The organism is Peribacillus sp. FSL E2-0159 (assembly GCF_038643155.1).
Lineage (GTDB): Bacteria > Bacillota > Bacilli > Bacillales > DSM-1321 > Peribacillus > Peribacillus simplex.
This window is the reverse complement of the sequence record NZ_CP152053.1, coordinates 2,542,617-2,564,366: the sequence shown is the minus strand read 5'-3', so window position 1 is coordinate 2,564,366 and position 21,750 is coordinate 2,542,617. Positions and strand designations below refer to the sequence as shown.

Sequence of the window (21,750 nt, the reverse complement as noted above, 5' to 3'; positions counted from 1 at the left end):
TTTCTCCCTCCTTAAAAAGGAATGATCCCAACTGATATGGTTACGTTCCCCGATTTTTTCTTAACTAGTTCCAATTGATCAGCTTTAGTATAAATCCTCACAGCCGGTTCACTCACACCATATGCACCTGTGTATTTAAATACAGTATCGGATGGAGCTTCGATTTTGGCTTGATTAAGCTCTTCCGGTTCATAATGCACGAATTCCCAGCCATATTTTTCAACTACTTCAATCAAGCCGATTTCGTCTTTCTTTATGGAAATTGTGCAGAGCGCTTTAACGCTTTTTAAAGAAAACGATAATTCGGCTAGTGTTTCTGCAATCACCTGCTCAATTTCAGCAGTCGCTGTTCCCCTATTGCACCCGATACCGAGAGCAATGACTTTTGGACGATATACGATCCCATTTTCCAGGATTCTCTTTTCCGACTTGCTAAGCATGCGGTGAGTCACGACCAGAGCTGCTTGCGGCTTTGCTTGAAGCGCTTCTTCAATGGATGGATATACGATTATTCGTTCAGGTAATGCCGTTTCATAATGCCACCAGTTCCGTTCACCTGACTCCTGTACAACGGCAACATGCTCTTCATTTACAACGGACGCACTTACTGGCGTCAACTTTTCTGCGGAATCCCAAATCCAACCGAATCGCTGGCCGAACAAGTCGACAGGAATCGTTTTTTGTACATCCGAAGCCGTAGTGATTATAGCTTTTGCGTCAAGGGCTGCAGCCACTTCTTTAGTCAGTTCATTCGCTCCTCCCAGATGCCCTGACAGTACACTGATAACATTTTCCCCTTTATCATCAATGACAACGACACCCGGATCCGTTTTCTTATCCTTCAAAATTGGTGCAATCATCCTGACTACTGCACCGAGTGAAATAATCAATATGATTCCTTTATATTCCTTGAATAAAGCTGGTAATAGCATACGGACACTGCCCGAAAAAAGCTGGATCTGTTTATGCTCTTCGTCCCCTTTTTCAAACTTGCTCATGTAATATAGATCGGAATTCGAAAAAACGGTATGTAATTTTCTTGCCAGCTCGACACCATGCTTTGTAATCGCCACGATTGCATAAGTATGAGACCGTTTAATGGGAGCAAGTTCCGCTTCTTTCAATTCAATGATCATGGCTTAACACCTTTTCTGAAACCGTGGGTAAAACTCGCATCATAAAGTTTGGAACGGTATTCATCTTTATCATGAATGGTAGGGTCTAACGCCCATCCTGCCAAAATCATCGCATGCTTGCGGATACCATTTTGACGCATATCATCATCTAAGTTCACTAACGTGGTTCGGACAATTTTTTGGTCCGGCCATGTTGCCCGTTGAATGACTGCTACAGGAGTATCATCCTTCCAACCGGCTTCCTGGAGTTCTTTAACGATTTTTTTGGTCAAGGTCGCACTCAAGAAAAGGGCAATCGTACAGTGATGACTTGCCAAATCACGTAACTTTTCAAATTCCGGAACAGGCGTACGTCCTTCAGCCCTCGTTAATATGAGTGTCTGAGTTAAATCAGGGATGGTTAGCTCTGCTCCTATTGCCGCTGCTGAGGCGAATACCGAACTTACGCCTGGGATCACCTCATAACCAATACCCTCTTTCTTCAATAAGACTATTTGTTCCATGATTGCGCCGTACATGGCAGGGTCCCCTGTATGGATTCTTGCAACCATCTTTCCTTCTTTAACACGATCAACCATGATGCCAACAATTTCTTCCAAATGCATTCCAGCTGTTTTTAGCACCTCAGCATCGGGTTTTGCCTTAGCAATCAATTCTTCATTCACTAATGAATCCGTATATAAAATCACGTCAGCCGTTTGAAGAATGTTCAATCCTTTTACAGTAATCAAATCCGGGTCACCTGGGCCAGCACCTACAATATATATCTTCATTTTCTCACCACCATCAATGTTAAGTATTCCAGTTCAAGTCCTTCCAATTCACTCACTTTCCAAATCACTTCTTCATCAGAAGTGACTTTGGTAACGACCGAGGCCTTTTCAAGCAAGTCCAAATCTTTTAAAACGGTAATCATTAAATCGATGACCTTTGCCACTTTGATGAACACCACGGCATCATGATCTTCGATCGCCTTCTTCATCGCTTCATAATCATCCCTTGCAGGAACTATAGCAACATGATCATCACCATCAGCCAAAGCGATGCCCAGCCTTGACGCTGATCCATTAAAGGAAGAAATGCCTGGGACTGTCTTGATTTCGACTTCGGGATGCAACTCCTGCATCAATTTCATCATATGTATGAACGTACTATATAAAAGCGGATCGCCTTCCGTAACGAAAGCAACATCTTTTCCTTCATATAATTTTTGCCAAACTTTTTCAACCGTTCCGTTCCATTCCCGATCCAAAATCGATTGATCTTTCGTCATCGGAAAAACAAGGCCCAGCATCTCCTTCTCTTCAGGACGAATGTAAACTTCAACGATGCGATGGGCGTAGCTTTTACTTCCTTTTCTTTTTTTTGGATACGCAATGACCGGAGATTCCTGAATCACGCGGAATGCCTTTACTGTAATAAGCTCTGGATCGCCTGGGCCAACACCTAGGCCATATAATGTACCAAGATTATTCATTCATGTCTTCCTTTCGTTGTGCCGTAATGATATAAACCGGATTAAGCGGTACAAATCTGTTCATTCCCAATATTGGCTTACTTCTGGAGATTTGCGCATGCATGATGGAAGTGTGAAAACCAGCTTCCGCAAATGCCTCATTAGCCCGGTAAAGATTCTCAATCGTCGCAGCATTTAGAACGATCCTGCCGCCTTCTTTAAGCCGTTTGCAGCATGTATTGATTAGATCTACCATTTCGCCGCCAGTCCCTCCAATGAAGATTGCATCAGGATCCGGAAAAGTTTCTAATCCCTGCGGAGCTTTTCCATGAATAGCCGTTATATCGGTACGGAATTTACGTTGGTTTTGATAACAGTTTTCTAAATCAGGCTCATTTTTTTCAATTGCGAAGATTTGGCCTTCTGAAGCGAGCTTAGCCGCTTCAATTGCCATTGATCCCGTACACGTTCCAACATCCCAAACTATGCTGTTTTTCCTGAGCTTCAACGCATGCAGGCTTAATACCCGAATTTCCTTTTTGGTTATGAGTCCCTTATCCGGCTTACGCTGGGAAAATTCCTCATCTTCTATCCCTAAGGACCAGCTTGGACCTTCTGATTTTCTTTTCAAAATGACGACATTCAACGGGGAGTATTCCCGCTCCATCATTTCATCAAGTTCATACCAGCCAGAGTCTTCGGTTTCTCCTTGAAGATTTTCAGCCACAAATCCCCGGTATTCAGTCATTCCGAATGAAAGGAGATATTTAGCCAGTTGATTTGGACTGTTTTCGATGTCTGTAAGCAAGGCAACTTTCGCTTTCCCATCAATCCTTTGGGCCAGCCCTTTCATACTGCGGCCATGAACACTAACCAGGAAGGCATCTTGCCAGCTTTCCCCCATTTTTGCAAAAGCAAGCTGAATTGAACTGAAATATGGGTAAACCTCCATGTTGATTTTGCTGGAAAGATAGCCCCCCATTCCATAAAACAATGGGTCACCTGAAGCTAAGACAACTGTTGGACGAGTTTCATCCTGCAGTTGTTCCACGACCTTTTTCAAACCGCCCTTTATGACAATCTTTTTGCCAGAATAATTCGGAAAGAAGGATAAGATCCGTTCACCTCCGACCAGCACTTCACTTTCTTCTATCCATTGGGCATATTGGGGCAGTAAGCTTTCCTGACCGTTATCCCCTATCCCGATTAATTTAATCGATTGACTCAATTCCAACAGCCCTTCCCAGTAATTGTCCCTTCAACGAATAAATCGCCGTTTCCATTTCAATGCCGCCCTTCACTTGGTTTATGGCAGAGTGACAGCAAGATTCACAAAGTTTATTAAAAAAATCAAAATTATTGATCGCTGACATCATATCCCCGACTTGTGATGCTGTGTTTGCATTCTTGATATCAAGTACAAGATCATCTTCAGCTCCGACACTCTGAGCTATTTCCGATAGAAAACCGAAGTCGACCGGGGCACTTTTTGAATGCACCATCATCACACCTTGGGCCACTTTGGAGAATTTACCCATCATACCGACCAGTGAGACCTTTTTAATTCCCTGCCTCTTACATTGCTTAAGTGAGAAGCCTACAAAGTCACCCATTTCAATAAAGGCTTCCTCAGGTAAATCCTGGAGAAGGCCCATTGCATACTTTTCACTGCGCCCGCCAGTGGTTAGGACAAGGTGCTCACACCCACTCGCTTTGGCGACACTGATAGCCTGGACGATACTTGCCATATAGGCGGAACTGGAAAAAGGGACGACAGTGCCCCTAGTTCCCAAAATTGAAATGCCTCCCACAATCCCCAAGCGGCCATTTAATGTTTTTTTCGCTATTTCTTCACCTGCGGGCACGGAGATGACGACTTTCACTCCTCTATTGATTTTAAATTCTTCCAATGTTTGTTGCACAGTGGTTAAAATCATTTTGCGCGGTACCGGATTAATGGCAGCTTCTCCTACAGGAACGGGAAGACCGGGTTTGGTCACACGGCCCACACCGGTCCCTCCATCCAGGATAATCCCAGGTGCATCCGACCAGCTGACAGTAGAGATAATATGTGCCCGATGGGTGGCATCGGGATCATCTCCGGCATCTTTAATCGTTTCCGCACTAACCGCATTTTCCGATATATCATATTTCTCAATAGTGAAAGTGGCATCTCGGCCGATGGGCAAGGAAATCGTTGCTTCCTCAAGTGCATCCCCCGTGATCAAAGCGGTCAATGCCGCTTTGGTCACGGCTGTCGAACATGCTCCCGTCGTATACCCATGACGCATTTGTGAGGGGTCTTTTTTCACTTTCTTTTCCATGTTTTTTAACTATCAGCTAAAAGGGAAATCGCGTTCAATGCTGCAACAGTGACAGTACTTCCACCTTTTCGGCCAATATTCGTAATGAATGGCACTTCTGTGATCTTAGCCAGTTCCTCTTTAGATTCCGCTGCAGAAACAAACCCAACAGGCATTCCAATGATTAAGTCCGGTTTTGCAATCCCTTCTTTAATAAGGCGAATGAGCTCAAGTAAAGCGGTAGGTGCATTGCCAATGGCATAAATGCCCCCTTCATTTTCATTAACGGCTTTTTGCATCGAAATGATCGCCCTTGTCGTATTCAAACGTTTTGCTTCGACCATCACATCTGGATCTGAAATATAGCAATGAACGTCCCCGCCGTGTTTTTGAAATCTTTTTTTGCCTGTACCGCTCTCAATCATTTGCACATCAGCAATGACATGTCTACCTTTGCGAATGGCTTCCACACCAGCTTGAATGGCATTTGGGTGGATGATGACACTTCTTCCCAATTCAAAATCCGCTGAAGCATGAATGACCCGGCGGACGATCTTCCATTCATCCTCAGAAAAATCATGATTGCCCATTTCTTCAGCAATGATTGAAAAGCTATAATCATATATTTTGTCCGGGTCTACAGTTAGTGGTTTAAAATCCGTTTTAAAATCCATCTTACATTCCTCCTAATTTTCATTTAGCTGTTTATTCAACTCGGCAATGACATGATCAAAACTGGAATGTACATTTTGATAGTCCACATCCGGTCGCGATATCATAATCGTCTCTATTCCACATTCCAACGCGGCTTCCAATTTCTCGTCAACCGCACCGACCTTGCCACTTTCTTTGGTTATCATCAATGTGACGCCATACTGTTCATATAGAGCTTTATTTAATTCTTTGGAAAATGGACCTTGAATCGCAACGATATTTTTTTGTTCAATGCCCAGTTGGGCACATTTTTCCATATTGTCCATGCGTGGCAGCATTCTCGCTATGACTCTGGTATTCTCGAGCCCAACCAATTCTTTTGCGAACACGGCTAGGGTTTTACTTCCGGTCGTGAGCATGATGACTCCCCGTTTTGAAGCGGCAAGTTTGGCAGCTTCCTCATAATCACGGACAACTATCAATTTATCATTCTGAAAACGTTGGCTTTCACGCTCATAACGAATATAAGGAACATTGGCTGCCTTTGCTCCATTAAGGGCGTTTTTGGATGCTTCTTCCGCAAATGGATGACTTGCATCAACTACAGCATGAAAACCTTTTTCAGAGATTAAAGATGTCATATCCTCTGCAGTTAATCGGCCAATCCGGGTAGATATCCCTGCATCTTGCAAACTCTTAGCCGCCGACCCGGTTACAACAGTTGCCAAAACCTTGAATCCCACCTGCTGCATCTCAATCGCTAGTTCCCTTGCATCACTTGTACCCGCCAAGAACAAAATCATTTTGACGTCCCCACCACTTGCCCATCTTGATCGTGATGGTGGCCGTGATCATGGTCGTGATCATGGTGGTGGTCGTGATCATGGTGGTGGTCGTGGTCGTGATGGTGATGATGGTGGGCATGACCATGTTCCTCGACATGTTTACGATAGTTTTCCAAATCACGATCCCCACTTGACCTGCCTTCACTGGCTTCAATTACTCGTTCTTGGAGAATGTTCTGTAATGTTGGATGATACCCAAAATACTTCGCCAAAATAAATTCTCGATCATGATATTGCTCTTGATAGCCTTTAAGCATATCCTCCATTCTTTCCATCAACACCCCTGTGAAGAGGAAATATGGCAGCATCACTACTTTTTTTGCCCCTAACCTGATGCATCGTTCAATACCTTCATCAACGTGCGGGTCCGTTACACCCATGAAAGCTGTTTCGACCCATTTAACGTTTAATTTTTCCCATAATAATCGTGAAATTTTATATATATCACTATTTGCATCAGCATCACTGCCACCTCGGCCAATTAGCAATATTGCTGTCTCAGCATGTTCAGCGGTGGTATCGAATCCCGCTTCCTCAAGACGGTCTGTCAGGATTGTCAATACATCATGGTGAACCCCGATCGTTTGGCCATATGTGAATTTCACTTCTGGATACTTGGTTTTCCCATCCTCTATTTCAGCTGGGATATGTAATTTCGAATGTCCTGCATGCAATAAAATGATCGGTATGACGATAACTTCAGTAGCTCCTCGTTTTACACAATTATCGATGCCTTTAGATATATTCGGTACCGCAAATTCCAAGAAGCACGTTTCTACTAGGAAGCGATCGTCCATTACCGGAATCATATTTTCAATAAAATGAAGGACTTCTTCATTTCCCGAAGCCAAGCGGCTTCCGTGTCCTACGAACAAGACTGCTTTCATTTACTTTCCCCCTCTTGATTAGTCTTCACAAGGCGCAGGCTCTATGTTTATTTTGGGAGCGATGTCCTGATAAGAAAAATTCTTTATCTTTTTCGAACGTTTGAAGTATTTAAAAAGCCGCTCATTTGGATGGGCATTTTGCTTATACTCCGCGACAATGTCCGTAATCAGTTCAACAAGCTGTTCCGGTTCAATGCCTTCCGCAACCGGCTGACCTGGATGGGCTGTTCTTCCAACCGGTTTAGCTCCAAGAAATAAGTCGAACTTCCCTTTTCGGAAGACAATCCCGATATCATCCATCACAGCACTATAACAAGCCATCCCACACCCATTAAAACCGATGTTAAGTTCCTTGGGCATTTTCATTCCGCCAAGCACCCGATGTATTTCATCCGCATAAGGAATGGATTCCGTTTTTTCACCATCACAGAAATCACAGGCTTTTAATGTCAGTACATCTCCAATCGGCGATAATAGAAAGTTTGCTGATTGCAATTTCCCCGTAATGACTTCCGGATCCGTTGTTGGAATCTTTAATACGATTTTATGATTTGGCGTGTATTCCATAGTGCCCTTTTCCCCGACAACTTCCGCAAGTGTCATCATTTGTTTGGGAGTGAATTGTTTATTCGCCACACCAGGACTAACGGCAAGTTCGAATACCGACTCCATTTTTTGCTGAACAATTGGCTCAATGGATTGCTGAACGGTTTGACCCTTGACTCTTGACAGTGCTTCCATTGCCATTTCAAAGGAAGCTGGCTTCTTTTCTGGTGCTTTTGTAAGTAATCCAACTCCTCCAGCAGATTCGATGAAGACTTCTTGCACAGAATCGGCTTCTTGATCTAACGCCCACGGTTCCGCTTCTTTTTGCAGACGCTGATGCGGCTTCAATGGTTGCTTTTCCGAATTCAAAGTATATTTCCTCTGATAGCCTCTTGGTGTGATGATTTTGTCATCATAGAAAAAGGTGGATGAATTACCAATAATGACGGTGGTCAACATTCCAATATCGTGATTCAACATATCTTTCAAATTGGTTATGACAATATCCTGCCTATCGCGATAAGCACTTTTCACCAACCCGACAGGTGTATCAGGAGAACGGTAGCGAAGGAGAATGTTCTGTGTTTCAACAATTTGCCTGGTCCGCCTGCCGCTGCGCGGATTATACAGGGCAATGACAAAGTCTGCCATTGCAGCTGCTTCAACCCTTTTAGCGATCAGTTCCCAAGGAGTTAAATGATCACTGAGACTGATCGTACACGAATCGTGCATGACTGGTGCCCCAAGTAAAGATGCACAAGAGTTAATTGCCGAAATGCCAGGAATGACTTCAATGCCCACTCCAGTTTCTTCTTTCCAGCCTTTTTCAATCAATACTTCATAAACCAACCCAGCCATTCCGTAAACTCCGGCATCCCCGCTGGAAATTACCGCAACTTTCTTACCTAGCTCCGCTTGTTTCACTGCTTCCTGTGCACGTGATACCTCTTCAGTCATCCCCGTACTAATAATCGTTTGATCTGTGAGCAGTCCCTGAATGAGTTCAACATAGGTTTTATAACCAATGATGTAGTCACTTTCTTGAAGGGCTTCGACAGCACGTTTGGTAATGTGTTCAAAATTCCCTGGCCCAAAGCCCACGACGAATAATTTACCGTTTGTACTCATTAAGACATCTCCTTTTTACGATTTGTTCTTTGAAATACCCGTATGAGCAGGAAAATCTGGATTCGGTGTCATTTCCCCATCATTGAATTGGTAGATCATTTGTGGAACAAACTCCCCATCATCAATATGGCTGACAATTTGGCGACCGAAATCAGGCGTTTCCACTCGATACCAGTTTCCTTGAGGATAGGCAATCACAACGCAGGCATCCTTACATCTTCCGTTACACCGTGTCCTGGTTGTATGGATTTTCAAATCCAGTCCTTTGGAAGTAATTTCATCGCGAATCGCTTGGGTTACTTCTTCCCCGCCCTTCTTCATGCAGCTGCTTCCATTACAAATCAACAGATGTGTATTTGTACCCATTAAGTTCCAAGTAGTCATCTTCTTCCTCCTGCGTTCAGGGAAAAGGCAAAATAAAAAACCTTAACATAAGAGTCAAGGTTTAAAAAAACTATATGAATGAGGAGCCCCAGGCAAGAATGCCCAATCTCCCAAAATCGTCATAGTCCTTCTACCTTTCCCTCCGAAAAGTATCATGCAATTTTAAAAGCAGGTTTCCTGGCTTACGCTTCATTTTACTTTGTCCCTTCCCGGCAACAATGCCAGTGGCTATCGACAATTTCATCAGCGTTTACAGTAGCGGGGGCTGCATCGGATTTTCACCGATTTCCCTATTATCCCTTGGTTATTCACACAAGAGCACTTTTAAAATTTAATATTTGGTTTTAATATACATTTCTAACTAACTTTATCTATCATATAACAACTTTATCAAAATTCAATAGTTTATTCCGACTGTTTAGAAAAGTTTAATAGTGTATATCCTTCCCACAAGCCTTTCCTTGCAACAAACTTAGTCAAAAAAAAAAGATAGTGTAGCTGGAATTATTTCTTTATGGTACACTATACGAGAATTTTCTAAATAATTACATAAGTTTTATGGTGTTGAATTTTTCGGAATTCAGCTTAAAAGGGAAGCCGGTGAAAATCCGGAGCGGTCCCGCCACTGTAAAGGGAAGTCCTATTACTTTAACTTTAATCCACTGTCAAATGAGATGGGAAGGATGTAATGGGATGATGAACCAAAGCCAGGAGACCTGCCATGAAGCGTGAAACTGTTTCAACCTACGAGGATGGGTGTGCGGATCAGGCAGAAAGGCCCATGGTTGGTTTATGCTGCAAAATTCCTGTTCATTACGCACTTCTTTCCTTTGAGAGAAGTGCTTTTTATGTTGGGCGCGCCTTTCTTGTCAAGATTGATCAGAAAAATTAAAAGTGTTGAAAGGAGAAAGAATGAAAAGAACCAATTGGAAAATTATTTATTTTGTCATTTTACTGCTTTTTGTCCCAAAAAGGGCAATGGCCATGCATATCATGGAGGGCTTTTTACCCATTGAATGGGCTATATTCTGGTGGGCCGTTACCCTTCCATTTTTAATCTTGGGTTACCGGTCCATTAGATCCAAGGTAAGGGAAAACCCAGAAACAAAAATGATGCTTGGCCTATCGGGTGCATTTGTATTCATTTTATCGGCCCTAAAGATTCCTTCCGTTACGGGAAGTTCTTCACACCCTACCGGAGTTGGTTTGGGATCCATTTTATTCGGACCATTGGCCATGAGTGTCGTTGGCTCCATCGTTCTGTTATTTCAAGCTGTTTTACTGGCTCACGGTGGATTGACGACATTAGGGGCCAATGCATTTTCCATGGCCGTTTGCGGACCGTTCATTGCTTACTTCGTCTTCAAGGGCGCAACTAAATTGAGGTGGTCTTTTTCACTTGCCGTTTTCTTGGCAGCTGCTTTTGGAGATTTGGGAACCTATGTGGTGACTTCCGTTCAACTTGCTCTTGCTTTTCCATCCGAGGTAGGAGGATTCATGGCCTCTTTCAGTAAATTTGCAGGGATTTTTGCCCTGACCCAAATTCCCTTGGCAATCAGTGAGGGGTTATTGACAGTCGTCGTGATGAATTTCTTGAAAAAATACAATCTAGGCGAATTGAAATTGCTGCGAGTTTTATCTAAGGAGGCCCGTTAACATGAAAAAAAGTTTACTGCTGCTTTTCCTGGTCGTCATTCTTGCTACCATACCGTTAATCACACAACAAGGAACGGAATTTGGCGGTGCCGATGGCGAAGCTGAAGAAGCCATCACTAAAATCCAGCCGCAATACAAGCCATGGTTCAACAGTATTTGGGAGCCGCCAGGTGCAGAAACCGAAAGCTTATTATTTGCGCTGCAAGCTGCGATCGGAGCTGGTTTCATTGGTTATTTCATAGGTGTAACGAGACAAAGAAATAAACAAACCAAACAAGAAATCCCCGAAAAATCGAAGCATGTTACTCATTGATAAATATGCCTATTTCAATGGGCTAAAGGATGTACATCCGTTGGAAAAGATGGTTTTTGCACTCTCCCTATTGCTATTTTCGTTAACGGTAAGGGATATGACCGTTTCGCTCATCACTTTTACGGTGATGAGCGCTTTAATCATTTTTGCGGCAAAAATCCCGCTTTCTTATTATCTTAAATTACTGCTATTACCAGGATTTTTTATACTATCAGGAACAATTACCATCCTTTTTTCTTTTACAAGCAAATTTACTTCGATTTCGAATATATGGTGGTCCTGGAAGGTCGGGAACTGGCAAATATTCATCAGCGATGACAGCATAGGTACAGTGATCAATTTGATCACTGTCGTATTAGGCAGCATCAGCTGTTTATATTTCCTTACCTTGACTACACCCATTACCGTCATCCTATCGGTGATGCGAAAACTTAAAGTGCCTTCCTTATTGGTCGATTTAATAGAGCTGACCTATCGCTTCATCTTTATTTTTTTAGATACAGCTTTGGCCATTCACCAATCACAAGCTTCACGGCTGGGGTATGGTTCGTTAAGGAAAGGCATTCGATCTCTCGGATTACTAATCTCATCATTATTTTTAGGAGTATTGCAGCGCTCTGGACATTTGACGATGGCGATGAACGCAAGAGGCTATCAAGAGAACCTTTCTTTTATCGAGGATACTTTCACCTATTCCGCACGCAATTGGCTGATCGCGATTGTAATACTAGGAAGCTTAATCTTTATTAATGGATTTTTGTAAATTGGAGGCAAACCAAGAATGGACGAGCATATTTTTCATATAGAAGGCCTCACCCATCAATTCGCAGATGGAACGTTCGCTTTAAACGATCTTTCGCTAACGATTCAACATGGTAAAAAGATAGCGTTATTAGGAAATAATGGTGCCGGCAAATCGACTTTATTCCTGCATTTAAATGGTCTTTTACAACCTACAGCAGGAAAGATCAGATTTAAGGGCAAGAAAATGAAATATGACCGTAAGGCATTATTATCATTACGAAAGCAAGTCGGGATCGTTTTTCAAGATCCCGACTCGCAGCTCTTTTCCGCAAATGTACAACAGGATATATCGTTTGGACCGATGAATTTAGGTTGGGATAGAAATGCAGTCCAGGAGAAAGTAAATTGGGCAATGGCTGAAACGGAAGTAACCGAACTGAAAGACAGACCCACCCATTTTTTGAGCCTAGGGCAAAAAAAACGTGTCGCCATTGCAGGGGTACTCGCCATGGAACCCAATGTCTGGCTCTTGGATGAGCCTACCGCTGGATTGGATCCTTATTTCTCAAAGCAGATCATGGCTCTGCTGGACAGTATCCACCACCAGGACAAAACGATAATCCTATCAACTCATGATGTTAATTTAGCTTATCAATGGGCTGATGAAGTCGTGGTCATGAACGATGGTAAGGTCATATACCAAGGGGACCCCGTATCCGTTTTCCATGATGAAGACGTTTTGCTGCAAGCGCATCTGGAGAAGCCATGGGTTTTTGAAATGTTTCAAGCCCTTCATCAATCAAGGGAACCTGCAGAACGGGACCTTTTCCCAAGAACGAAGGAAGAATTGCTTCAAAAGTTGGAGACAGAACGGATTTATTAATTATGTATCCCCTAGCTCTTGTTTCATTTTTCAAAAGCTAGGGGATCAAACCGAATAGCAGGCGATAATTCTTGTTCCTAAAAAAACAAAAATCCTATTATTACTTTTCTTCCTCAGATCTTTCTTTTGCAAGTTCAATATCTCTTCCCTTTACATCATCTACAACTGCTTTTATTTCGCCTTCCGCATAAGTATCCGAGACTTGTTCGTGGGTTCTAGCCAGTCCAGAAGATAAAGTATCTTCCCGTTTATAATCACTAACATCATATATTCTTCCGGCAATTTCTGAAGATTCATTTTTTGATTGCTTGCTATCCATTGTTTTCACTCCTAGTTTTTAAATTATCCAATCATCGATTGACAGCAGTATTAAAGACAAAGGTATTTTGTGTAAAAAACGAAGCAATATTCAATAATGATAAAAAAAGGAGGGAAAAGACAAAAAAGCTTACAAGTAAAATCCCCTTTCAAGGACTTTACTTGTAAGCTTAATGAGAGCTTTGGCCTCTTTCTTCACATCCACATTATCGTTTGGGTCACCCCAACAATCCGCATTCTTCAAACCTTTAATATTGTTCACATGGAAGACAAGATTTTCCCCACTTTTCTTTTGCTTTTGATAATCCTCCAGTGCAGCAAATGCACTCTTCCCTAGTAATGCTATCGCGAATAGGTTGATAATTGCCATAAGGGCCATCAGCCAGTCCCCAAACAAAGTCCAGTGAGGCATGCGAACCGAATATCTTCATCCCCACGACTGCGATACGATAGATGTTTAACCAAACCTTATTTTCATTGATGAAGCTAATGTTCGACTCTCGATAATAATAGTTGCCCACAATGGAGCTAAAGGCGAATAACAGTACAATTATGACATGGAAAATACCAGCCAAAGATCCCAATGCCGTACCGGCTTCATTAGAAAATAGGCCGCGCTTGATTCCCTGCATCATGGCGGCTTGTTCTGCCTCTCCTATATGGTTAGAATACCTTGTGCAAACATCTTTCTTAATTCTTTCTTATCAATTTTTCCAATCGGCGTTAATGGAAACTTATCCAGAAAATAGACTACTTTAGGAACCATATACTTTGAGGTTCTTTGTTTGCAGAAATCAATTAATTCCTCACTAGTACAGTTTAACCCGTCTTGCAGTGATGCAACGACACACACTACTTCTCCCCAATCTGTATGGGGAACACCTATGCAAGCACTTAATGCAACAGAAGGGTGCAGGTTCACCACCCGCTCCACTTCTGAAGAATATACGTTCATCCCGCCTGAAATGATCATATCTTTCTTTCGATCAACAATATAAAGGTAACCGCTTTCATCCCATTTGCCAATATCACCAGTGTAGAACCAGCCATCACGGATGTATTCCTGGGTAAGTTCAGGTCTTTGATAATAGCCTGCCATCATCGCTGGCGATTTTACGATAATTTCGCCAAGCTCGGAAGGTTTTACATCATTTCCTTCATCATCAATCAGTCGAACTTCGGTAAGAATGCACGGTTTTCCACAACTTTTCAAAATTTCCGAATTGTTATGATAGGCCCATACATGAGCGCTTTTCGATAGTCTTGTAATGACAATATTACATTCTGTCATGCCGTATTGCTGGCGCATAATGGGCCCGAATACTTCAAAAGCTTCTTTAAGGCGCTTTTGTGAAATTGGTGACGCGCCGTAGAAAATATTGCGCATTGAACTCATATCATATTCCATCTTCTTTGTCTGATCAAGTAGTCTGTATAACATGGTCGGTACCATGAATGTCGTCGTAATTTCATGTTCCTTTATCGCCCGTATGAATGCTGCAGCGTCGAATGAGCCCATCACATAGACATGGACGCCCGAAACAAGCGATCTCCAAAGTAATGAACCGGCTGAATGCACAATAGGCGTACTTAGCAATACTCGGTCTCGGTCGTCAAGTGGGTCTTCGATAGCGGCAGAAAGTATGGCGGCGCCGAGTCCCTTCTGGGAATGCATGACGCCTTTCGGTGTACCCGTTGTCCCGCCTGTATATGACAGAAGGGCAATGTCTTCCGCTTCAGCTAATGGCAAGTCTAAATTATTTATTTCACCGGGCCATTGAAACCGTTCAAACTCCTCTGGATAATCAAGATTAAAGCCAGGAAGCCCAATGACATGGACAACTTCCTTCTTCATTTCTTCCAAATACTCAAGAATAGTGTCAAAGTGTGTTTGTGTAGCTATTATGACCACTTCTGGTTTTGCTTCCTTTAAAATGAATTTTAATTCTCTTTTCCCCAGTTTTTCACTTAATGGCACTAAGGTAGCTCCACATTGCTGGATGGCCAAACCAAACATCACACTCTCAAAACTGTTTGGAATGATGGACGCTATGCGGACACCCCTGCCTGCACCTAAACGAAGTAAATAAGAAGAGATAAGATCTGTTTTTTTCCATAACTCGTCGTAGGTTATCGTTTCCCCGGTTGGCAACAAGGTTATAGCCGGCAGTTCGCCGAATCGTTTCATTCCTTTATTCAACAGTGACTGAAATGTCAAATTATGCAGCATGTATTTTTTCCTCCCTCGAAAAAGGTTTTACCCTTTTAATAATGCTTTGGCAATTGTATTTTTTTGAATTTCCGAGGTTCCGCTCAGAATCCGATACATCCGTGCACTCCTGTACATTTTTTCTACTGGATGCCCTTTTACCAAGCCTTTGGAGCCAAAGATTTGGATGGCTTTATCAGCCACACGGCTATTAACTTCCGAAGCAAACAGCTTTGCCATGGACGTGCCGGCCCGATCCTCTTTTCCTTGATCAATTTTTTCAACCACATCATAGACCATGCACCTTGCTGCATAGATTTCCGTCGCCATTTCTGCGAGCATATGCTGAATTGCCTGGAAGTCACCAATGGGCCGGCCGTGTTGGACTCGCGTTTTAGCATGCTCAATTGATAAATTGAGAAGGTGTTGAGCCATTCCGATAAAGCCGGCCGCATGGGAAGCGCGATTTGTGTTTATTCTCTTCAATCCGAGCAGCAACCCTTTTCCTGGTTCTCCGATTATATTGGCGGCAGGCACTCGACATTGATTGAAATTTAATTCAGCATGTATGCGCTCTCCTGATAGGGGAACTTGAATGTCTCCTAGTTCAAACCCCGAATGTTGGGATGTTTTTTTATCTACTAGGAAAGCAGTGATTCTTCCTTTTTCTCCTTCCTGATATTCTTTGGCTATGACAATGGCGAAATCAGCATAGGGTGCAGCACTGATAAAATGCTTTTTTCCATTCAATATATAATCATTTCCGTCTTTAATGGCTGTTGTTTCGATAGCAAAGGCGTCCGATCCGGCATTTGGTTCTGTAAGGGCAAAGCAGCAGCTCCCTTCCCCCTTCACGACGGGCATCACATATTTTTCTATTTGCTCAGGTGTAAAGCTTTCCAACATCTGACCAATTCTTAGCGGCCCGCCAATCTCGCCGATAACCTGCCCCCATAACACCGCTCCGGAACGGGCCAATTCCTCCTTGAACATGCATAATCCTTTTAAGCTAACATCTTGTCCACCATACTTTTCAGGGAGGTTAATTCCGTAAAAACCCAATTCCCTGGATCGTTTTCTTGCCCATTGTATGGCTTCCATCGGTATATCCTCTTCAGCGTTCAATCCATGCTCCTGTTCATATGGAAGCAATTCATTTTGAATGAAATCCTGCAACTTTGCTTGAAGTACCTCTAATTTCTCTTCCTGAGTTGTTACCATAAGTGTCCCCTTTCATTTCTCGATTATTGTCAAACTGTTCAAATATTTAAAATGTTATAAAATTAATTTTAAATGTAAATAATATTTAAGTAAAATAATGATATATGATATAAACATAAGAAAAATTGATGTAAATACAAAAAATATTAGTTCCCTTCAGCAAAGGAAACTAATATTTAAGAGTAGTATAGAATTCGAGACATTTAATAAACTCCCTGGCAGCTTTTGAAAAATACTGCTTCTTAGAGCGAACATAACCGAATTCCATTGTATTATTTTCTAGCTCCACCAAAGGAATGGCCACAAGTTCCCCGCTTAGGAAATAAGGATCGCTGTTAACTCCAATATCATAGGAAAAGGCAATGGCTAATCCCTCAGCGACGGTTTTTTTGATGATTTCTGTATTATTTGTGAAAAACAAAATATTCATCTCACCGTACTGATCAAAAAAACCTTTGATGAACGCCTTCATTCTTGGTCCATTGTAAACGACCAAATTTTCGTCCATCAACTCTTGTGGGGTTATGCTTTTACGGTTGGCTAAAGGCGAGTTCTTACTGACCAACACAATCACTTTTGCTTCCATCAAGGGTTGAAACTCCAACTCATTTTCTTTTGGTTTAACCTTTGGAATATTTAATAGTCCGATGTCAATCTTATCATTCAGTACTTCATCGGTTATCTCCTGTCCCCCTTTCTCTTCAATCACGATTTTCACCTCGGGATACTTCTTCTTAAATAAGGCCAACGATTTAGGTAAAACCGTAAGAAATAAACCTTGTGTAGATGATAGGCGTAACTCTTTTTCCATCGTATCTGAATGTATTTGGGCACTGTCTCTTATTTCTTCCAATTTACTTAATACTTCAAGAGCTTTCTGGATGATTTCCTTTCCGTCTTCTGTAGGTATGGTTCCTAACCTTGACCGCTTGAAGATTTTTATACCTAATTCCTTCTCCAAACTCGTAATGGCCATGCTGATTCCAGATTGAGAGATATGGAGGCTTTCTGAAGCCGTGGAAATCGAGTTAACCTCGGCTACCTTTATGATATATTCCAATTGTTCAATATTCATGGTTGATTCTCCTTCTAGCCTATTACTAATATCATACCTCGAACAGAAAGCCCTTTCAATTTTAGAGAAGTGGAAGCTGTACATCTAAACTCAAAAGCAGAATGTCAGTTTTATACAATGGTAGTTGTTTTTTCGTATTCTTTAGCGGGTTGTGCCTGATTATTTTTAATAGATACGGCAACAACCGTTCCCAATAGCGCTATTATTACCAAAAACAGAAAAGCTGCATTATAGGAGTCATTAAACATACTGATAATCAAACCGAGGGCTAAAGGAGAAACCGCACCTGCAATTTGACCAGCAAAAGTTACGAGTCCGGAGGCAGATCCCGTAAGTTCCTTTGGTGAGTATTTTATGATGATCGTATATAGAACGGTTCCAAAGAAAGACAGTGCTACGGAGTTGAGAGTGAGATAAGTGATGATAAGTGCTAGAGATGTGGCGTTAGACATTAAAAAGAGAAAAATTGCCGATAATAAAGCGCCTGCAGCGGCAAGATACTTCTCCCGGTTAGCCATATGCTTATCCAGAAGCCATCCGCTTACATTAAACATCAAGAAACCAAAAATATAGGGGATTGCCAATAAACCCCCGGCGGCTATTAAATCAACCCCTTTTTCCTTAACTAAATATATAGGCATCCAAGTGATCAGACCATAGTTGATAATATTTGATATAAACTTGAAAGTTATGAGTTTCCAAATGTTTTCGATATTAAATAATCGTTTCAGAGCAACCTTTTTTTGTTTCGGTTTGTCTTTTTTAACCTCTTGAGTTTCTTGAGGCTTTAGAATGAACCAAATTCCGAAAGAAATTAATATCCCTAGAATCCCGGCAATGGTAAACATGCCCCGCCAACCGAAAGCTACCACCATGGATGCGGCTAGTGCAGTACCTAATATCCCCCCAATATTTTGGGCAGACAAGAAAAACGAATTTGCCCGGCCCCTTTCTTCTTCCGGGAAGTTATCTCTTATAGTGGACATACTGGCAGGATAGAAAGGCCCTTCACCTAACCCGAACAGAAAACGAATGAATAATAAAGACATAAATGACCATGCAAACCCAGACATTACAGTGAACAAAGACCAACTAAACAAAGAAACAGTAACCATGACTCTAGCTCCATACTTATCGGTCATCCATCCACCAAGCGGTTGCATGAGTGAGTAACTAACAAAAAATATACTAATTAATAAACCTGTCTGGGACGTATTGAGATGAAACTCATCTGCAATTGGAATAATCCCGACATTTATGGCAACGCGATCAAAAAAGCTTAATATCATTCCAACAAATAAAAGGCCGCTGATCATTAATTTTCGTTTCTTACTTGCATACAGCTCCATTCCCCATCACTCCATTTTTTTATATTTCCACAAAACTTCAGCTAAATAGGAAGCGCTTACAATTACTTTTGAATTACAAGACTTGAATTTTTCTTTTTACGGTTATTGATTTTTGTTCTGTGACTTTTAGGAGCGTTTCAATCTTAAAAAAAAACAATGAATGAATTTATTAAAACGAAACTGGATTCATACAAGATTAATTGATACATTCATACCCACGAGACTAAAAATTAGACTCGTGGGTACGGATATTGGTCACCAATCGATCCTGCTTTCCGAATATAAAGTAGTTGATTATCACGGAGTAACGATATTAACCTTTGGTTGAAATTGATCCAGCAAAGACAGGAAATCTTCAAACTGCTCTTTATCACCGGAAATGGAAACTTTACCGGCCGCCTCCATTTTGGATAAATCTTCACGCCCTAGAGCAATCTGATAGAAGGTTATTCTATCTAATGTTAACGTTGCATCAGGGTTGGAGGCCATTTTCCCCTTTTTGAAATTCAGTACAGAATTATCCACATTAATCATGTAATTGGTTTTCGAATCTGTAAATGTCACATTGAATGCCATTTTTTTATTTTCCGCTTTTGTTCCGTTTAATTTAATGGACAAGAATTTCAGAAAATCATCCATTGGCATATTGAGCAGCGTATCGAGATTCATCATTCCGCCTGTTCCCTTCGAGTCTGCCACACCATTCCTTAACTCATCTGCGCCGGTAAGATAGAAATTACGCCACACAGAGGATTCAGCTGTGTATCCTAATTGCTCATAAGCTTTTGCTAGTAAGTTTTTTGCTTCTGTATTTTTGGGGTTAGCCATGACTACATGCTTTAAGACTTGAGCCACCCAGCGATATTCCCCTTTTTTATAATCAAGTTTTGCCCGTTTAATGACCTTCTTTTCCCCACCCATATATTCTATATATTTAGCTCCCGATTCCTCTTGTGGTAATGGATCCAAGTCGGATGGATTACCGTTGAAATATCCTAAGTAAAAGTTGTACACCGCTTTTACGTTGTGTTTCAATGTTCCGTAATACCCCCGATTGGCCCAAACTTTATCCAACTTTTCAGGAAGCTTTAACTTTTCCGCGATTTCATCAGGTGTGAGACCTAAATTAGCTAATCGTATGGTTTGATCATGAATATATTTATACAAATCACGCTGACTTTCCAACTGCTCCAGAACATGGTCCTTTCCCCATATAGGCCATGTATGGGCGGTAACCATAGCATCTATATCTTCATTTCCAAACAGATCGACTGTTTCATCAAGTGCTTTCACCCATTTTAAAGTATCTCTGGTTTTAGCTCCCCTTAATGTATAAATATTATGTAACGTGTGTCCGGTGTTTTCGGCTACCACTAAAGTTTTATAATCATTGATATAATAATGCATCTCAGATGGAGCTTCTGAATCCGGCGTCAATAAAAATTTAAATGTTATTCCGTCTATTTCCATCGTTTGAATATCATCCTTTATTTCCGTTGTTGGAGGTAAATAGCTAAAAGTTCCGTTACTTAATCCCGGGCCAATACCAGAAGTAACAAATCCTCTTTCATTTGCGGGTAAAAGATTTCCAAACATATAACCTGCACGGCGAGACATTATATTACCTAGTAGTATGTTTTCACTTAGAGCTTCATCGTTAAAACCTGCTGGGACAATAATGGGTACTTTAGCTGGATTTTCAGCGTATTGAGCAATGCCTTTTATACCACCAAAGTGATCCGCATGACTGTGACTAATAACAATTGCACTTACCGGATTTGGGGGTCGATGTTCAAAATAAAGCTCCATCGCTGCTTTGGCCGTTTCAATTGTAGAAAGTGTATCCAAAACGATTAATCCTGTTTTTCCTTCCACAATGGTAAGCACTGATAAATCCTGGCCCCGAACTTGATAAACGCCATCTACCACTTTAAATAAGCCTGTTATATTTTGTAGTTGTGCCTGTCTCCACAAGCTAGGGTTTACAGTAAAACTTGCCGGCTGATCTTCTTTGATGAATGAATATCGATTACTATCCCATACTACGTCACCTTTTGAATTTTTTATTGGATTCATATTCAAGGGTGCAATGAATCCTTTATGTGCATTCTTGAAATCTTCCTTGTCTTTAAAATTCAACTGTTCATAAAAAGCCTTATTTGCTGAAATTGTTGCATCTGTTGCCGGCATTGGCTCATCTGATGCAGCATTTGTAACAGAAGACCCTGCTAGTAAAACAAAAACAATGGGAACGGAAACCATTCCTTTAATAAAAGATACTTTGGACATTTCATACCCCTTTCTAAGTAGATATCATGTCTATATTCCAGATGTTAAAGCAGTAAACTTTCTCTTTTTTTAGAAATTTTTAGAATAATATGAATTTATTTTATAATTAATTTGCCATTAAGTATATTTCCTGTTTCTAATAGTAACTTCAATTTTACTTATATAAAAAACTGCTTGTTTCCATCATGATGGCTAACCCTAGACTGAACAGCCAAATACAAAATGCCCCTCTCGATAGAGAAGAGCTTTTATGAATGCGGTATTTTCAATTTGCTATGACTTTTGCAAGGTAAGGGGTTCGGGGCCACACCTTAACCACGAAACTGAAAACTTTTCCAATATTGTAATAGTAAA

At 41.5% G+C, this 21,750-nt stretch carries 21 protein-coding genes, 1 pseudogene and 2 riboswitches; of the genes and pseudogenes, 5 read left to right on the top strand and 17 right to left on the bottom strand.

The window, feature by feature from the left end; translation table 11 throughout:
• Positions 1-11: 11 nt before the first annotated feature.
• The 10 genes from NYE63_RS12585 to NYE63_RS12540 are packed head-to-tail and all read right to left on the bottom strand — an operon-like array spanning position 12 to position 9,339.
• On the bottom strand, positions 12-1,136 hold the full coding sequence (locus NYE63_RS12585) for a cobalamin biosynthesis protein (protein ID WP_342605396.1): 1,125 nt from the start codon (positions 1,134-1,136) through the stop codon (positions 12-14).
• Complete coding sequence (gene cobM, locus NYE63_RS12580) at positions 1,133-1,909, bottom strand: precorrin-4 C(11)-methyltransferase (protein ID WP_307272483.1); 777 nt, start codon at positions 1,907-1,909, stop codon at positions 1,133-1,135. The genes NYE63_RS12585 and cobM overlap by 4 nt, the downstream gene beginning before the upstream one ends.
• Entirely contained in the window at positions 1,906-2,613 is a 708-nt protein-coding gene (cobI, locus tag NYE63_RS12575; RefSeq protein ID WP_342605395.1) for a precorrin-2 C(20)-methyltransferase, read from the bottom strand. The genes cobM and cobI overlap by 4 nt, the downstream gene beginning before the upstream one ends.
• Entirely contained in the window at positions 2,606-3,820 is a 1,215-nt protein-coding gene (gene cbiE, locus NYE63_RS12570) for a precorrin-6y C5,15-methyltransferase (decarboxylating) subunit CbiE (protein WP_342605394.1), read from the bottom strand. Before cbiE ends, cobI begins: the two co-directional genes overlap by 8 nt.
• Positions 3,804-4,916, bottom strand: coding sequence for a cobalt-precorrin-5B (C(1))-methyltransferase (locus tag NYE63_RS12565; protein WP_342605393.1), 1,113 nt, complete (start codon positions 4,914-4,916; stop codon positions 3,804-3,806). Before NYE63_RS12565 ends, cbiE begins: the two co-directional genes overlap by 17 nt.
• Before the next feature lie 5 nt (positions 4,917-4,921).
• Complete coding sequence (locus NYE63_RS12560) at positions 4,922-5,569, bottom strand: precorrin-8X methylmutase (protein ID WP_063233512.1); 648 nt, start codon at positions 5,567-5,569, stop codon at positions 4,922-4,924.
• A gap of 12 nt (positions 5,570-5,581) precedes the next feature.
• Positions 5,582-6,352 (bottom strand): precorrin-6A reductase, encoded by a 771-nt coding sequence (cobK, locus tag NYE63_RS12555; protein ID WP_063233511.1) that lies wholly within the window; start codon positions 6,350-6,352, stop codon positions 5,582-5,584.
• Positions 6,349-7,281, bottom strand: coding sequence for a sirohydrochlorin chelatase (locus tag NYE63_RS12550; RefSeq protein ID WP_342605392.1), 933 nt, complete (start codon positions 7,279-7,281; stop codon positions 6,349-6,351). The genes cobK and NYE63_RS12550 overlap by 4 nt, the downstream gene beginning before the upstream one ends.
• Positions 7,282-7,299: 18 nt before the next feature.
• Positions 7,300-8,955 (bottom strand): precorrin-3B C(17)-methyltransferase, encoded by a 1,656-nt coding sequence (cobJ, locus tag NYE63_RS12545; RefSeq protein ID WP_342605391.1) that lies wholly within the window; start codon positions 8,953-8,955, stop codon positions 7,300-7,302.
• A 15-nt stretch (positions 8,956-8,970) separates the two neighbouring features.
• Positions 8,971-9,339, bottom strand: coding sequence for a (2Fe-2S) ferredoxin domain-containing protein (locus NYE63_RS12540; RefSeq protein ID WP_342605390.1), 369 nt, complete (start codon positions 9,337-9,339; stop codon positions 8,971-8,973).
• A 149-nt stretch (positions 9,340-9,488) separates the two neighbouring features.
• A riboswitch (cobalamin riboswitch) is annotated at positions 9,489-9,680 on the bottom strand.
• A 201-nt stretch (positions 9,681-9,881) separates the two neighbouring features.
• A riboswitch (cobalamin riboswitch) is annotated at positions 9,882-10,078 on the top strand.
• Here NYE63_RS12540 and NYE63_RS12535 point away from each other — a divergent pair.
• The 5 genes from NYE63_RS12535 (at position 10,061) to NYE63_RS12515 (ending at position 12,935) form a co-directional block, all read left to right on the top strand.
• Positions 10,061-10,231 carry a hypothetical protein gene (locus NYE63_RS12535; RefSeq protein WP_342605389.1) on the top strand — a complete coding sequence of 57 codons (171 nt, stop codon included), beginning with the start codon at positions 10,061-10,063 and terminating at the stop codon, positions 10,229-10,231. (Overlaps the previous riboswitch by 18 nt.)
• A gap of 20 nt (positions 10,232-10,251) precedes the next feature.
• Entirely contained in the window at positions 10,252-10,995 is a 744-nt protein-coding gene (locus tag NYE63_RS12530) for an energy-coupling factor ABC transporter permease (RefSeq protein WP_342605388.1), read from the top strand.
• Between the two features lies 1 nt (position 10,996).
• A complete protein-coding gene (locus tag NYE63_RS12525; protein ID WP_342605387.1) occupies positions 10,997-11,308 on the top strand; it encodes an energy-coupling factor ABC transporter substrate-binding protein in 312 nt (103 codons plus the stop codon).
• Positions 11,295-12,071, top strand: a complete 777-nt coding sequence (gene cbiQ, locus NYE63_RS12520) for a cobalt ECF transporter T component CbiQ (RefSeq protein ID WP_342605386.1) — start codon at positions 11,295-11,297, stop codon at positions 12,069-12,071. Before NYE63_RS12525 ends, cbiQ begins: the two co-directional genes overlap by 14 nt.
• A gap of 18 nt (positions 12,072-12,089) precedes the next feature.
• Complete coding sequence (locus NYE63_RS12515) at positions 12,090-12,935, top strand: ATP-binding cassette domain-containing protein (RefSeq protein ID WP_342605385.1); 846 nt, start codon at positions 12,090-12,092, stop codon at positions 12,933-12,935.
• A gap of 100 nt (positions 12,936-13,035) precedes the next feature.
• Here NYE63_RS12515 and NYE63_RS12510 read toward each other — a convergent pair whose 3' ends face one another.
• From NYE63_RS12510 to NYE63_RS12480, 7 genes and pseudogenes are all read right to left on the bottom strand, one after another.
• Positions 13,036-13,254, bottom strand: coding sequence for a YozQ family protein (locus NYE63_RS12510; RefSeq protein ID WP_063233503.1), 219 nt, complete (start codon positions 13,252-13,254; stop codon positions 13,036-13,038).
• Positions 13,255-13,383: 129 nt separating this feature from the next.
• Positions 13,384-13,807 (bottom strand): annotated as a pseudogene (locus NYE63_RS12505) (alanine:cation symporter family protein); the annotation flags it as partial.
• 101 nt (positions 13,808-13,908) lie between these two features.
• The gene (locus NYE63_RS12500; RefSeq protein ID WP_342605384.1) at positions 13,909-15,483 is read right to left on the bottom strand and encodes an AMP-binding protein; all 1,575 of its coding nucleotides are present in this window, start codon (positions 15,481-15,483) and stop codon (positions 13,909-13,911) included.
• 27 nt (positions 15,484-15,510) lie between these two features.
• On the bottom strand, positions 15,511-16,683 hold the full coding sequence (locus tag NYE63_RS12495) for an acyl-CoA dehydrogenase family protein (protein WP_342605383.1): 1,173 nt from the start codon (positions 16,681-16,683) through the stop codon (positions 15,511-15,513).
• Positions 16,684-16,852: 169 nt separating this feature from the next.
• Positions 16,853-17,758 carry a LysR family transcriptional regulator gene (locus tag NYE63_RS12490; protein WP_342605382.1) on the bottom strand — a complete coding sequence of 302 codons (906 nt, stop codon included), beginning with the start codon at positions 17,756-17,758 and terminating at the stop codon, positions 16,853-16,855.
• A gap of 110 nt (positions 17,759-17,868) precedes the next feature.
• Entirely contained in the window at positions 17,869-19,107 is a 1,239-nt protein-coding gene (locus NYE63_RS12485; protein WP_342605381.1) for an MFS transporter, read from the bottom strand.
• Positions 19,108-19,404: 297 nt separating this feature from the next.
• A complete protein-coding gene (locus tag NYE63_RS12480) occupies positions 19,405-21,396 on the bottom strand; it encodes an alkyl sulfatase dimerization domain-containing protein (RefSeq protein ID WP_342605380.1) in 1,992 nt (663 codons plus the stop codon).
• Positions 21,397-21,750: the final 354 nt, after the last annotated feature.

Bases quoted from the DNA above. Each gene is read 5' to 3' on its own strand.
- NYE63_RS12585 (WP_342605396.1), bottom strand. From the start codon at position 1,136: ATGATCATTGAATTGAAAGAAGCGGAACTTGCTCCCATTAAACGGTCT.
- cobM (WP_307272483.1), bottom strand. From the start codon at position 1,909: ATGAAGATATATATTGTAGGTGCTGGCCCAGGTGACCCGGATTTGATT.
- cobI (WP_342605395.1), bottom strand. From the start codon at position 2,613: ATGAATAATCTTGGTACATTATATGGCCTAGGTGTTGGCCCAGGCGAT.
- NYE63_RS12565 (WP_342605393.1), bottom strand. From the start codon at position 4,916: ATGGAAAAGAAAGTGAAAAAAGACCCCTCACAAATGCGTCATGGGTAT.
- NYE63_RS12560 (WP_063233512.1), bottom strand. From the start codon at position 5,569: ATGGATTTTAAAACGGATTTTAAACCACTAACTGTAGACCCGGACAAA.
- cobK (WP_063233511.1), bottom strand. From the start codon at position 6,352: ATGATTTTGTTCTTGGCGGGTACAAGTGATGCAAGGGAACTAGCGATT.
- NYE63_RS12550 (WP_342605392.1), bottom strand. From the start codon at position 7,281: ATGAAAGCAGTCTTGTTCGTAGGACACGGAAGCCGCTTGGCTTCGGGA.
- cobJ (WP_342605391.1), bottom strand. From the start codon at position 8,955: ATGAGTACAAACGGTAAATTATTCGTCGTGGGCTTTGGGCCAGGGAAT.
- NYE63_RS12540 (WP_342605390.1), bottom strand. From the start codon at position 9,339: ATGACTACTTGGAACTTAATGGGTACAAATACACATCTGTTGATTTGT.
- NYE63_RS12535 (WP_342605389.1), top strand. From the start codon at position 10,061: ATGAAGCGTGAAACTGTTTCAACCTACGAGGATGGGTGTGCGGATCAG.
- NYE63_RS12530 (WP_342605388.1), top strand. From the start codon at position 10,252: ATGAAAAGAACCAATTGGAAAATTATTTATTTTGTCATTTTACTGCTT.
- NYE63_RS12525 (WP_342605387.1), top strand. From the start codon at position 10,997: ATGAAAAAAAGTTTACTGCTGCTTTTCCTGGTCGTCATTCTTGCTACC.
- cbiQ (WP_342605386.1), top strand. From the start codon at position 11,295: ATGTTACTCATTGATAAATATGCCTATTTCAATGGGCTAAAGGATGTA.
- NYE63_RS12515 (WP_342605385.1), top strand. From the start codon at position 12,090: ATGGACGAGCATATTTTTCATATAGAAGGCCTCACCCATCAATTCGCA.
- NYE63_RS12510 (WP_063233503.1), bottom strand. From the start codon at position 13,254: ATGGATAGCAAGCAATCAAAAAATGAATCTTCAGAAATTGCCGGAAGA.
- NYE63_RS12500 (WP_342605384.1), bottom strand. From the start codon at position 15,483: ATGCTGCATAATTTGACATTTCAGTCACTGTTGAATAAAGGAATGAAA.
- NYE63_RS12495 (WP_342605383.1), bottom strand. From the start codon at position 16,683: ATGGTAACAACTCAGGAAGAGAAATTAGAGGTACTTCAAGCAAAGTTG.
- NYE63_RS12490 (WP_342605382.1), bottom strand. From the start codon at position 17,758: ATGAATATTGAACAATTGGAATATATCATAAAGGTAGCCGAGGTTAAC.
- NYE63_RS12485 (WP_342605381.1), bottom strand. From the start codon at position 19,107: ATGGAGCTGTATGCAAGTAAGAAACGAAAATTAATGATCAGCGGCCTT.
- NYE63_RS12480 (WP_342605380.1), bottom strand. From the start codon at position 21,396: ATGTCCAAAGTATCTTTTATTAAAGGAATGGTTTCCGTTCCCATTGTT.